Origin of the sequence: Massilia rubra, assembly GCF_011682065.1 — a bacterium.
Classification (GTDB): domain Bacteria; phylum Pseudomonadota; class Gammaproteobacteria; order Burkholderiales; family Burkholderiaceae_D; genus Telluria_A; species Telluria_A rubra.
The window spans coordinates 122328-134743 of sequence record NZ_VUYU01000003.1; the positions used below are offsets into that span (position 1 = coordinate 122328).

Below are 12416 nucleotides of genomic sequence, written 5' to 3' on the forward strand. Positions count from 1 at the left end.
CCTCGGTTGGGACAACGGCGTCCGAGCGTGCTCTCTGGGGCCGCTACGACTCAAGCAAATATTTGCGCTACATAAAAAACCGTCTTTCCCGCGTAGGCGGGAATCCAAGGCACCGTCGCTTAGCGTAGATGCCTTGGATTCCCGCCAAGGGGGCCACCGAGGCCGGGAAAGACGGTTTGGAGTGTAGCTAAAAACCGGACAGGGCGGCTGCTTCCGGAGGCGGAGACAGGAAACATAAAGCACCCTGTCCACGCGCTTTTATTCGGCCATCAAGCCTTCGCTTCCCCACCCAGCGCTTCCACTACTTCGCTCATCATCTTGGCCAGTTCGCCGGTCATGAGCATCATGTCGTTGTCGAAGCGCTCTTCATCGTTACGCGTGCTGGTGTCGCTTTCCTTGATCACGTCGAGCGGCTTGATGCCCTTGATCGCCAGCGACTCGGTCAGCACGAACGAAATCTTGTTGTCCCACGTCATCGCCAAGCGCGTGCATTGCTTGCCTGCCGCGATGTGACGACGGATATCGTCCACTTCCAGCGCATGTTTCACGTAACGCACGGCCGCCTTGCTCTCGCCAGTGGCGCGCAGCTCGGTATCCTGGTCGATCGTGAAGCCCACCGGCGCTTCGTCGGTTTCCAGCCAGGCCGTCATGACGGCCACCGGCGAGCGTTGCACGCGCAGGCTTTCGAGCGGCATGCGGTCGACCGCTTTCAGCAGCAGCTTGATGACTTCGTCGGCCTTGGCCGGGCTGGCGGCGTCGACCACCAGCCAGCCATTGACCGGATCGATCCAGGTAAAGGTGTTGCTGCGGATGCTGAAAGCGCGCGGCAGCAATTCATCGGCCACGCGTTCCTTGAGTTCCTTCATGGCTTTCTTGCCTGGGGCGAAGCCCTGGGCTTCTTCCAGCTCGGCCGCCTTGGCCTTGGCCACCTGGTTGATCACCGACGATGGCAGCAGCTTCTTTTCGGTGCCCAGCAGGATCAGCATCTGCTTGTTGACGGTGTGAACCAGGATGCCGTTGTTGCGCGGCGAATCCCAGCCCTGGCGCAGCAATTCGTTACTGGTGGCCGGAACAAAACTCATGGGCGCCAGCGCCGCTTCGAGTTGCTCGGGAGTGTATGCCCACGGTGCGGGAAGACGGTAAATCTGAAGATTCTTGAACCACATTATGCTTTACCTTGTTTGAGTCAGTATTTACAGCGGGGTGAAGCAGGAAGGCGCGCAAAACCGCTTTCACTTCCTGCGTAACGGCCTGCCCCGGAGGCAGGACTTGCGTCGTCCGCGACAAATCATCTGTGCGAAGGGAACGACATTTTACACGTCCGCATCGGCGAACAGGCTTAACTGTTCGAGGTTTTCGGCCTCGCCCAGGCGGACTCCGACACCCAGCAAGCGTACAGGCTGCATGCCGCGCGCGTAGCCGGTTTCCATCAGTTTGGCGTATTGCCCCACGTGTGGCGCGGTGCCAACACATTCCACGGTGGTCTGGTGAAAATCGGCAAATTTGAGTTTAACAAACAGCTTTTGCACGCTTTTCCCGGCGCCGGCGCGGGCAATGCGGGCATTGAGGTTGTCGAACAATTCCGGCAGCAGGGCGATGCAGGCCGGCAAGTCGGGCACGTCCGGCGTGTAGGTTTCTTCGACGCTGACCGACTTGCGCTCGCGCTCGTTGCACACGGCGCGGTTGTCGATGCCCCGGCACAAGTCGTGCAGGCGGGTGCCGAAGCTGCCGAAGTGATGTTGCAGTTCGAGCATGGTCCAGCTGCGCAGGTCGGCGCAGGTATGCGCGCCCAGGTTGTTGAGCTTGGCGGCGGTGACCTTGCCGACGCCATGCAATTTTTTGACCGGCAAGGCGGCCACGAAAGCGTCGACCTCGTCCGGACGCACCAGGCACAGGCCATCGGGCTTGTTCCAGTCGCTGGCGATCTTGGCCACGAACTTGTTGGGCGCCACCCCGGCCGAGGCGGTGATGCCGACGGTCGCGAAGATGCGTTTGCGGATTTCCTGCGCGATCAGGGTGGCGCTGCCTTTGCAGTGCGGCGAGTCGGTGACGTCGAGATAGGCTTCGTCGAGCGACAGCGGCTCGATCAGGTCGGTGTAGTCGCCGTAGATGGCCAGGATCTGGCGCGAGGCGATGCGGTATTTTTCCATGGCCGGGGGAATCACGACCAGGTCCGGGCACAGCTTGAGGGCCTGGGCGGTGGCCATGGCGGAGTGGATGCCGTAGCGCCGCGCTTCGTAGTTGCAGGTCGCCACCACGCCGCGCTGGTCCGGGCGGCCGCCGACCGCCAGCGCCACCTCGCGCAGGGCGGGATTGTCGCGCATTTCGACGGCTGCGTAGAAGCAGTCGCAATCGCAATGGATGATTTTTCGGGCTGGGGCGTTCACGCGCTCTGCTGTGCCCGGTTGAGGGCAACTACTGTAATTGCATACAGTATTCACTGAAACTGGATTTGTTGCAAGCTGGAAGGCCCGGCATGGCGGCGGGCGAGCACCAGCTTAACTCAGATGGCTGCGGATCATGGCCAGGATACTATCGGCAAAATCATCCACATGCACCTTGGCCGCGCGGTATTTCCAGCGCTTGATGTACCAATCCTGGAACATCGCCACGATATGCCCCGCCAGCAAGTCCGGATTGCCGGCCGGCACAGGCTTGAGCTGGCCGATCATGTCCGCAATTTCGGCCTGGATCGACAGCTCCGAATTTTTCGCCATGCCGCGCTGCTCGAAACTGAGCACGCGCGAGTCCATGTAGACGAAGTAAAACCACGGCTGCAAGATCTCGGACAGGTAAATCGTCGCCCGCACCAGCGATTCGAGCCGTTCCAGGGGCGCCTGCACATGCAGGAACATGCGCGGCAATTCCTGGCTGGCATGCCGCACCACGTCCTCGATCATTTCCGCCAGTTGATCCTTGCTGTCGATGTAGCCGTACAGGCCGCCCATCGACAAGCCGGTTTCGCGGCACAGGTCGCGCAAGCTCATCGCGCGAAAGCCCACTTCATTGGCCAGGCGGAAAGTGGCGCCGAAAATTCTTTCCATGTTTTCCAGCGCCGGCTTGCGGCGCTTGACGCCGATCCGCTCGGCGTGACGGTCAACAAGATAGGCCCAGATAGTGTCGCTCGTGAGCGGCGTCATCTTTTCAAACTGGGCGAAGTCGAAGCGGGTGGACACCAGCGTTCCCATAGTTGCGTCTACCGCTAGAGTTGGTTTCGGGAATGATTATAGCTCGTTAAAACCACAGATCAATTCAAACCGCAAAACAAGGCCTCCGTATGCTGCACTGCGCGATGCTTTCCGCATACGCCAGTGCTACATTCAAAAAACCGAGCGCTCGCTCTAATTCATAAAACAGCCTAAGCAGGGGCGTTTGCCGGTAGCCGGAGGAATGTGCAGCTTGAACTGCGCAACTCCGGTTCCAGTAGTTCATTTCATACAAAAACCATCAATGGAGACAACAATGATGAATCGCTTTTGGAAGTGCCTGTCCGTTTTGCTTATCGCCATCCACGTCGTACCCGCCCCGGCCCACGCCGCCGGCTACACCCAAACCAAGTATCCCATCGTGCTCGTGCACGGCCTGTTCGGCTTCGAAAAACTCGGACCGGTCGAGTACTTCTACGGCATCCCCTCGGCCCTGCGCAGCGGTGGAGCGAAAGTCTATACCGTCACGGTCTCGGGCGCCAACAGTACCGAAGTGCGCGGCGAACAATTGCTCTCGCAAGTCAAACAAATCATGGCGGCCACCGGCGCCGCCAGGGTCAATTTGATCGGCCACAGCCATGGCGGGCCAACCGTGCGCTACGTCGCCTCGGTGGCGCCGAACCTGGTGGCGTCGGTCAGCTCGGTGGCGGGCGTGAACAAAGGCTCGAAGATCGCCGACATCCTGACCGGCAACGCGCCTGAAGTCGGCAATGCGCTGGCCAACGCGGTGGCCGCGCTGATGGACTTCCTCACCGGCCGTTCCGGCTTGCCGCAGGATGGCGCGGCCGCGCTCAAGTCGCTCAGCACGGCCGGCTCGGTCGCCTTCAATAAGCGCCATCCGCAAGGGGTGCCGACCAGCGCCTGCGGCGAAGGCGCCAACCATGTCAATGGCGTGTATTACTTTTCGTGGAGCGGGGCCCAGCCCTACACCAATGTGTTCGATGCGATCGACCCGTTCATGGCGCTGACCGGCGCGGCGTTCGGCGGCAAGAACGATGGCCTGGTCAGCAGCTGTTCCAGCCGCCTGGGGCGCGTGATCCGCGACGACTACGCCATGAACCACCTGGACGAAGTGAACCAGTTCATCGGCATCGTGAACCTGTTCGAAACCAGTCCGGTGACCGTGTTCCGCCAGCAAGCGAACCGCCTGCAGGCGCTCGGTCTGTAAGGGGGCCGCCATGACCGCACGCATGCGATGGAAAATGTTCGGGGCCGGCGCGCTGGTGGCCGCTTTGCTGGTGGCCGCTTATCCGAGGCCGGAGGTGGCCGCCGTGGCGGCGGCGCCGCCGGCGCCGACGGACCCGTTTGCGTTCGTGCGGTCGATGGAAGGCACCAGGCCGGACGGCGACGTGCGCCTGGACGCCGATGGCCAGTTGGTGGTCGACGCCGAACTGGGGCATCTGTTCGACTACTACCTGGCCGGGCTGGGCGAGAAGGATTTGCAGGCGATCCGCGCCGAAATCGAGCGCGAGCTGGAGCGCCGCTTCGCTCCCGGCCCGGCGGCGCAGGCCAAGCGCTTGCTGGCCAGCTATCTCGATTACAAGCGGGCCCTGGCCGATGCCGAAAAGACGCTGGCGCCGCAGGCCGACCTGGCCAAGGCGGCACGCGCGCGGCTGGCGCTCAAGCAGCGCTTGCGGCCGCAGTTTTTCAGTGCAAGCGAGGCGACGGGACTGTTCGGCGCCAGCGACGCGTACGACGCCGATGCGCTGGCGCGGCTCGACATCGAGCAGGACGGCGCGCTGACGGCGCTCGAACGCGAGCAAAAGATGGCGGCGCTGGACCAGCGCATGCCGGCGTCGTTGCGCGAAGATCGCGAGGCGCCGACCAAGGTGATCCGGATGGAAGCGTCGGTGCAGAAGCTGCGCGAGCAGGGTGCGGGCGACGACGAGGTGTATCGATTGCGGGCGACGGCGTTCTCGCCGGAAGCGGCCAGCCGGCTGGCCGATCTGGATCGCGAAGAGGCGGCGTGGAAGGGGCGCATCAAGGCCTATCTGGCGCAGCGGGCGAGCGTGGGAACGGGGTCGGAGGCGGTGTTGCAGCAGGTGCGGAACCAGCATTTTTCGGCGGAGGAACAGCGCAGGCTGGGGGCGTATGAGTAAAACGGCCAAGGCTGACGCGATTTTTCCTTAGAAGCCACTAAGCTACAAACCGTCTTTCCCGCGCAGGCGGGAATCCAAGGCACCTTCGCTTAGCATAGATGTCTTGGATTCCCGCCTGCGCGGGAAGTCTTTTCTGCTAGTGGCAGAAAACACGGTTATCAATTTGGTTGCTATAAAAAGGGGACGAGCGGCAAGCCGGTCGTCCCCTTTGTCATGCAGCGGCCAGGCCGCCGCATTGACTTACATTACCACGACAGTTTCAGCGAGTACGCGCCGCTGGTGGCGCCCGTGCCGCCGTCGTAGTACTTCACGCGGACATAACGGGTGGTGGTGGCGGTGCCGGTGTTGGCGGTGTTCAGGCTGTCGGCTACGCCGGCGCCGTTTTCACTCGACGCCACCTGCGTGCCCGCGCTGTTGTAGGCATACAGATCGTAGTCGGCGGTGCTGCTGCCGATCGTCATTGTCGCCGACAGGGTTTTACCCGCTGGCAGTTGAACCACGAAGTAGTCGGAGTCGGTGGTCGAACCCATGTTGCCTTTAACAACCGTGCCGCTGACCGTCACCGCATTCGCCGTTGCGGTCGCGTTGTTCGCTTCCGTTTCGTTGATGGTGGTGCCGGCTGGCGGCGTGGTGCCGCCGGTGACCGACTTCACGGCCGCCAGCGCATCGACGATCCCCGTGCCGCAGCTGTTGCAGGTGGCCGGGAAGGCGCGTGCGGTCGACTTCAGCTTGCTTTCGATCTCATCCGGCGTCAGGGCCGGGTTCTTCGACAGCATCAGCGCGGCAACACCAGCGACGTGCGGGGTCGCCATCGAGGTACCGGCGTAGCTGGCGTAGCTATCCGCGCCTGGCGCGCCGGTGCCGGCGTTCAGGGTCGACAGGATCAGGCCGCCGGTGTCGCCACCAGGCGCCGCCACGTCGATCAGGGTGCCGTAGTTCGAGTACGAAGCGCGGCCGCCCGCCTTGTTGGTTGCGGCAATCGCAATCACGCCCGAGCAGTTGGCCGGGCTGGCGTTGCTGACGTTAACGTTGTCGTTACCGGCGGCGACAATCACCACGGTGCCGCGCGAACGGGCGCCGTTGATGGCGTTCTGGGTCGTGGTGTCGCAAGCGCCACCGCCGCCGAGCGACATGTTGATCACGCGCGCCTTGTTGGCATTGGCCGGCACGCCGGCAACGGTGCCGCCCGAGGCCCAGGTGATCGCATCGGCGATGTCGGAGGTGTAGCCGCCGCATTTGCCCAGCACGCGCAGCGGCAGGACCTTGGCGTTGAACGCCACGCCCGCCACGCCGAGACTGTTGTTGGTCTTGGCGGCGATGGTGCCGGCCACGTGGGTGCCGTGCCAGCTCGAATTCTGCGCCTGCAGCGGACGGCCGTTGCCGCACGCGCCGGCGGCGACTGCGTCGCCCGGATCGCTGGCGTCGCTGTCACGGCCATTGCCGTCGTTGGCGATGGTGGTGTCGGTGATGAAGTCGTAACCCTGGACAAACTGGCCGGCGAGGTCGGCGTGCGGACGGAAGCCCGTATCGATGACGGCAACGACGACGCCGGAACCGGTGGCCAGGTCCCAGGCCGCCGGCAGGCGCAGGCCGCCGGTGGTGTCGCCGTAGTGCCACTGCTCCGCGTAGCGCGGATCGTTCGGGGTGTACAGCGGCTGCATGATGCGGTCCGGCTCAGCGTACTCTATGCTGGCGTCGCGCTCCATCAGGTCCTTGGCGATGGCTGCCACGTCCTTGACGTCCATCTTCTTGTCGAGCTTGAGAATCTGGGCGCCATTGGCGGTGGTGTGCAAGGCTTGCATGGTCAGGCCGAACTGCTGGCCCGAACGCTGGACGATCGCCAGGCGTTCCTTGCTCGGCGCAGCCCGGAGGGTTGCGCCCGGCACGACAGGGCCGGTTTCCTTGTACTTGACGATCATGCGGTCGGTGCTCGTCGCTGCCGGGGCGATCTTCGCGTTCGACTCAATATCGAGCACGCTGGCGTGGGCAAACACCGGGCCGACCGTGATCACGGCGGCGGCGCAGAATGTCAGAAAGGATGGGTACTTCGATTGCGAATGCTTCATTGTCGTTCCTTAAGTTTTCCGATGAACATTTTATAAAGGGATCGTCGGCAGCGCGTGGCCGTCGCCGTCCCATTGTCTCCACGTTGTTCTGCAACGTAGCCCCGCCTTTTGTCAGCGAGCGTTGTACATTACTTGGATTCATGTCGATTTTTGGAAATTTCCAACAGGATTCGGCTGTTTCGCAACACAAAAAGCCAAAAAAATTTCTGCGGGCAAAGTTAATTTGGCAATCTTTGCTTTTTCCCAAATGCAAACTTGTTCATTTTTGTCTATTTCTGAACATTCGACTGATAATTGTCTAAAAATGAACAGTTTTTGACAAGCAATGAACATTGCGTCTCCCGCCGTAAGGCCGAGATCGGATGAATGATTCAGAACAATTTCCTGTGCTACCGTGAATATGCAGTAGACCGCTGAAGCCTGCCAAAAGTTCAGGCAGGCTCATACGGACGAGGACGGTTTTATCAGCGGATAACAATGGCGGCGATGCGCCTGGAAAGTGGGGGCCGCAGCGGCCCAAGCCGGCGCTTTTCCCCTATGGGAAGGCGGCTGCGCTGCGGAAAACAAGCTGCCCCCGAGGAGAGCGCCCGGCGTCTGGTCCGACAGGCCGATACGATGATGGCTTACCTAAAACTGATCCCCGCTCTGACAGATGGGCACGTATTTATCCTACGACCTTCGGCGAATTCTTACTCCATGGACGTAAAAAAGCCGCGATCGCTCGCGGCTTTGCTGACAGCGGGACGGGCTTAGAAGTTGCCCTTGAACTGCATCCCCCACTGACGCGGCTCGTTGGTGAAGCCGGTCAGGTTGTTGAAGTCGATCCCGCCCACAAGCCGTTCGGTGCCGGTGATGTTGCGACCGTACGCGGCCACTTCGTACTTGCCGCTATCCCAGGTGTAGCCGACGCGCAGGCCGCCTTCCACCAGCGGCTTGCCGGTAAATTCCTTCGCTTCGTACAGGAAGAAATTGATCTTGCTGCGGTACGCCCAGTCGGTGAACACGAACAGCTGACCTTCGGCCAGGTCCATCGAGTAACGCGCGGTGCCGTTGATGATCCACTTCGGCGCCTGCGGCAAAGGATTGCCGTCGATGACGACCCGGCCGGCGGCATTGATCGGATTGGTGATCGTGCACTGCGCGCATTTGTTGACCGAGATGCCGCCATCGCGGATTTCGGTGAAGTTGTAGCTGCCGCCCGCCGATACCTTGAAGCTGCTGGTGACAAAGCCTTCAAAGTCCAGCTCGGCGCCACGGCCGTTGGTCTTGGCCGCGTTGATCAGGCGGTTGACGTTCGAGTTGCCGCCGACCACGGTCAGCTGCTGGTTCTTGACCTGGTAATCGTACACGCTGAAGGCCACGCGCGCGCGGCGGTTCCACAGGTCGGCTTTCACGCCGGCTTCGACCGAGGTGATGGTTTCGGCGTCGGCCACGGTGATCGGTACCGCAGCCGAGGCCGCCGCGATACTCGGCGCGCGGAAGCCGGTCGCCACGCGGGCATACACGTTGACATCCTTGTTCAGCTTGTAGGTACCGCTCAGGTCCCAGTTGGCCTTGTTGCTGCTCTCGCCCACCGAACCCGGGCCGATCTGCGCCACGTTCCACGCCGTGACGGTATTGAAATCCTTCTTGTCGTTGGTGTAGCGCAAACCGCCGCGCACGTTGAAGGCATCGCTGATGACGTAGTTGACCGAGCCGAACGCCGCCCAGGCGGTATTCTTCTGGTGGCTCACCAGGCGCGACGTCTGGGCGCCGCTGGTGCTGTTGTAATTGTCGGTCGAGCCGGTGGCGTCTTCGTTGAAGTAGTACAGGCCGGCCTGCCAGTTCATCGGGCCGCTGTTCTTCGATTCGACCCGCACTTCCTGGCTGTATTGCTTGACGTCGCCAATGCCGCCGGCGGTTTCAACCTGGAACGGGATCACGCCCGGGCCGGTCGGCACGCCGCCGTCGATGTCGCCGCGGCTCAGGTAATGGTCCACGCCTTCGTAGCCGGTGATCGAATACAGCTTGAGCGCACCCAGGTCCCACGACAGGCGCACGTTGGCGCCGTTGGTGCGCAGGGCCTGGAAGTTCAGGCCGTTGTTGGCGATCTTGTCGGCGTCGAAACCGTCGACCAGCTCGTTCGTGCCTTTTTTGATGATATTCGCGCGGAACAAACGCGAGCTGCCCGTGGTCGAACGCTGGTGCACATTGAACAGGGCATTGAACGTCGTGCCTGGCTTGTACAGCACTTGCAGGCGTTCGGCGTGCTCGTTGTAGCCTTCCAGCGCGTCTTCCTGCTTGGTGAAGCTGTTGTCGACGAAATCGTCGCGGTGCTGGCGCAGGGTCGAGAAGCGCGCCGCCCATTCTTTGCTCAGCGGAATATTCACGGCGCCGTCAACGTTGACCGTGTTGTGGGTCGCGACGGAGGCGTTGTAGTAGCCGCCGAAGCTGTCGAGCTTCGGTTTTTCGGATTCGAACTTGACCACGCCAGCCGGGGTGTTGCGGCCGAACAGGGTGCCCTGCGGGCCGCGCAGCACTTCCACGCCGGCCAGGTCGAAAATCGGGAAGCCCTTCAGGATCGGGTTCTCTTGCACCACGTCGTCGTAGATCAGCGATACAGGTTGCGAGGCGAAGGTATTGAAGTCGGTGTTGCCGTAGCCGCGGATGTAAAAGCGCGGGAAGGTGCGGCCGTTTGACGATTCCACGTTCAGGCTCGGCACTTTGCCGGCCAGCACGCGAATGTCCTGTCCGCCGGACACGAGCACGTCGAGCTTCTCATCCTTGAGCAGGGTGACGGAGACCGGCACTTCCTTGATGTTCTCGGTACGGCGCTGGGCGGTCACGGTCACGGTTTGCAGTTCCGGAGCAGCTTGGGCTTGGGCCTGGACTTGGGCCATGGCCGACCCGATCGGCAGCAGTGCGGACAGGGCCAGCACGGCGCCGTGGGCGCCGATAACGCGCTTGTGCATCTTGGACATCTTGATCATTCGAGTTCCCTGGAAAAAGTTGATGAAGCGTACGACGAAGGTATTCTTGTCTCCTGCTTGTGCTCTTTTTCTGGACGTACTCGCATGCAAACGCGCGGCGATGGACGCCGTCGGCACCGCATCTTGTCGATGTCTGTGTTGCCGACTTTATAAAGCCGGTATTTTCTGCCATCACTGCTGTGAATGGCAAGGAAGTTCACTTGCAGCGTGATCTTCACGCAACATTTTTTGCAATAAACCACTGTTTGCTGTGTTCGTCGGCGGGAAAGAACGATTCGAGACGCAATTCATGCACCGTTACATCGTGCGGCGTGCCCATGGTGGTGATGGTCGTAAACACGTTCAGTTCGACGCCGTCCTTGCGGATGGCCAGCGGCAAAAACGGCAGCGCGCGCCGGTCGAGGTTGGGTGCGTGGGCCGCTATGCCGATGGCGTCGATGCCGGGCAAGGCCGCCAGTTCGGCCAGCAGGGTCGTCGCTTCGCTGCCGGGTCCGTCGCCCATGGCTTCGCGCTGGATCCAGTGCAGGGCGTCGGCGCACACCGCGTCCCAGTTGACGAGGTACTGGCGCAGGCCGTCAGGGTCGAGCATGAGCTTGAGGACGTTGAGGACGCCGTTGCCGGGAATCGGCTGGCCGGCAGGCAAGTCGAGCAGCCAGCCGAACAGGCGGGCGGCGGGGGCGTTGTGGAGTTGCAGGTTCCACAGGCGGTCGACCACCAGCGCCGGGTATGGCGCCTGTTGAGCCAGCATGAAGTCGAGCGCCTGGCGCACTGCGGCCAGTTCCGGGTCGGACAGGTTGCGCTCCTGGTAGGCGGGCGCGAAACCGGCGGCCAGCAGCATGATGTTGCGCTGCCTGAGCGGCACGTCGAGCGCCACGCCAAGCTTGAGGATCAGTTCCTTGCTGGGCTGGGCGCGGCCGCTTTCGAGGAAGCTGATATGGCGCTGCGAGACCGCGCTGACGGTGGAAAGATGCAGCTGGCTGTACCCGCGCTTGCCGCGCCAGTAGCGCAGCGCGGCCGAAAAGTCGCCGAAGTACTGGTCGCGCGAGGGGGGCGATTGGTTTGCTGCTGTCATTGCGCGCTCCTTCATCGTTCCTGTTCATACGGATTCGCATGCCGCCATGCGCGGCGGCCTTGCGGCGGGTCATGTACGACCGCCACCCCGGGGGGACTACGTCACGGCGCCGCTAACGCCGGACCCGACCCGATAAACGCCATCAGGTCCGCATTGACCCGCTGCGCATGCGTCACGAACATCCCGTGCGCCGCGTCATCGTACACCGTCAGGCGCGCCCCTGCGATCATGGCCGCGGTCCGCCGCGCCGTCAGCGCCAGGGGCGCGCTCACGTCCAGCGCGCCAGCGATAATCAGGGCCGGCACGTCCACCTTCGCCAGGTCGGCACGCATGTCCGCATGCTGGACCGCCACATGGCAATCATGCAGCGCCTTGTGCGAGCACGCCAGCGCCATCTGGCGCAGCCACCCGATCATCCCCGCCGGCGCATCGGGCGTCAGGAACGGCAGCGCATTCTCGTCGATCCAGCGCGGGAAATCGCGGTCCAGCTGCTGCTCCCGAAACGCCTCGAACAGCGCGCCATCGATGCCCTCCGGGTTGTCGTCGGCGCGCATGATCATCGGCGTCATCGGTCCCATCAACACAAGCCGCGCCACCCGTGCGCTGCCGTGCCGGCCCAGGTAGCGCACCACCTCGTTGCAGCCCATCGAATGCGCGACCAGGGTCACGCCGCGCAGGTCGAGCGTGCCGATCACCGCGGCCAGATCGCCGGCCAGGGTGTCGAAGTCGTAGCCCCTTCCCGGATCGCTGGAGCGCCCATGCCCGCGCCGGTCGAAGGCGATACAGCGCAGCCCTTGCCGCGACAGGGCCATCATCTGGTAGTTCCACGCATCCGACGGCAGCGACCAGCCGCCCACGAACAGCACCGGCGCACCGCTGCCCCAGTCGCGGTAGAACAGGTCGACGCCATCATTGGTACGGATAAAACCGGGGGCGGGGGAATGGGTCATGGCAGTTCTCCTTGGTTGGCTTGACCCCATTTTCACGCACCCTTGCCGGCCTGG

9 protein-coding genes are annotated in these 12416 nt (G+C 62.6%); 2 read left to right on the forward strand and 7 right to left on the reverse strand.

Annotated features, from left to right (window positions below):
* Window positions 1–269: 269 nt before the first annotated feature.
* The 3 genes from F0185_RS05630 to F0185_RS05640 all read right to left on the reverse strand — a co-directional run bounded on the left by F0185_RS05630 (window position 270) and on the right by F0185_RS05640 (window position 3176).
* On the reverse strand, window positions 270–1166 hold the full coding sequence (locus F0185_RS05630) for a recombination-associated protein RdgC (protein WP_167222393.1): 897 nt from the start codon (window positions 1164–1166) through the stop codon (window positions 270–272).
* A 147-nt stretch (window positions 1167–1313) separates the two neighbouring features.
* Entirely contained in the window at window positions 1314–2387 is a 1074-nt protein-coding gene (gene dinB / locus F0185_RS05635) for a DNA polymerase IV (RefSeq protein ID WP_167222395.1), read from the reverse strand.
* Window positions 2388–2498: 111 nt separating this feature from the next.
* The gene (locus F0185_RS05640; protein WP_370663980.1) at window positions 2499–3176 is read right to left on the reverse strand and encodes a TetR/AcrR family transcriptional regulator; all 678 of its coding nucleotides are present in this window, start codon (window positions 3174–3176) and stop codon (window positions 2499–2501) included.
* Window positions 3177–3462: 286 nt separating this feature from the next.
* On the opposite strand from F0185_RS05640, the gene F0185_RS05645 reads away from it, so the two are divergent.
* The gene (locus tag F0185_RS05645) at window positions 3463–4374 is read left to right on the forward strand and encodes a lipase family alpha/beta hydrolase (protein WP_167222397.1); all 912 of its coding nucleotides are present in this window, start codon (window positions 3463–3465) and stop codon (window positions 4372–4374) included.
* Between the two features lie 10 nt (window positions 4375–4384).
* Window positions 4385–5305 (forward strand): lipase secretion chaperone, encoded by a 921-nt coding sequence (locus tag F0185_RS05650; RefSeq protein WP_229476767.1) that lies wholly within the window; start codon window positions 4385–4387, stop codon window positions 5303–5305.
* A 245-nt stretch (window positions 5306–5550) separates the two neighbouring features.
* Here the strand turns inward: F0185_RS05650 and F0185_RS05655 are convergent, their stop codons facing one another.
* From F0185_RS05655 to F0185_RS05670, 4 genes are all read right to left on the reverse strand, one after another.
* The gene (locus tag F0185_RS05655) at window positions 5551–7371 is read right to left on the reverse strand and encodes a S8 family serine peptidase (protein WP_167222399.1); all 1821 of its coding nucleotides are present in this window, start codon (window positions 7369–7371) and stop codon (window positions 5551–5553) included.
* A 749-nt stretch (window positions 7372–8120) separates the two neighbouring features.
* On the reverse strand, window positions 8121–10340 hold the full coding sequence (locus tag F0185_RS05660; RefSeq protein ID WP_167222401.1) for a TonB-dependent receptor: 2220 nt from the start codon (window positions 10338–10340) through the stop codon (window positions 8121–8123).
* 214 nt (window positions 10341–10554) lie between these two features.
* Window positions 10555–11412 (reverse strand): helix-turn-helix domain-containing protein, encoded by an 858-nt coding sequence (locus F0185_RS05665; RefSeq protein ID WP_167222403.1) that lies wholly within the window; start codon window positions 11410–11412, stop codon window positions 10555–10557.
* Between the two features lie 101 nt (window positions 11413–11513).
* The gene (locus F0185_RS05670; RefSeq protein ID WP_167222405.1) at window positions 11514–12362 is read right to left on the reverse strand and encodes an alpha/beta fold hydrolase; all 849 of its coding nucleotides are present in this window, start codon (window positions 12360–12362) and stop codon (window positions 11514–11516) included.
* Window positions 12363–12416: the final 54 nt, after the last annotated feature.

What these genes read in the sequence shown, in the direction of transcription:
- F0185_RS05630 (WP_167222393.1), bottom strand. Translation starts at nt 1,166, where the DNA reads ATGTGGTTCAAGAATCTTCAGATTTACCGTCTTCCCGCACCGTGGGCA.
- F0185_RS05665 (WP_167222403.1), bottom strand. Translation starts at nt 11,412, where the DNA reads ATGACAGCAGCAAACCAATCGCCCCCCTCGCGCGACCAGTACTTCGGC.
- F0185_RS05645 (WP_167222397.1), top strand. Translation starts at nt 3,463, where the DNA reads ATGATGAATCGCTTTTGGAAGTGCCTGTCCGTTTTGCTTATCGCCATC.
- F0185_RS05655 (WP_167222399.1), bottom strand. Translation starts at nt 7,371, where the DNA reads ATGAAGCATTCGCAATCGAAGTACCCATCCTTTCTGACATTCTGCGCC.
- F0185_RS05670 (WP_167222405.1), bottom strand. Translation starts at nt 12,362, where the DNA reads ATGACCCATTCCCCCGCCCCCGGTTTTATCCGTACCAATGATGGCGTC.
- F0185_RS05650 (WP_229476767.1), top strand. Translation starts at nt 4,385, where the DNA reads ATGACCGCACGCATGCGATGGAAAATGTTCGGGGCCGGCGCGCTGGTG.
- F0185_RS05660 (WP_167222401.1), bottom strand. Translation starts at nt 10,340, where the DNA reads ATGATCAAGATGTCCAAGATGCACAAGCGCGTTATCGGCGCCCACGGC.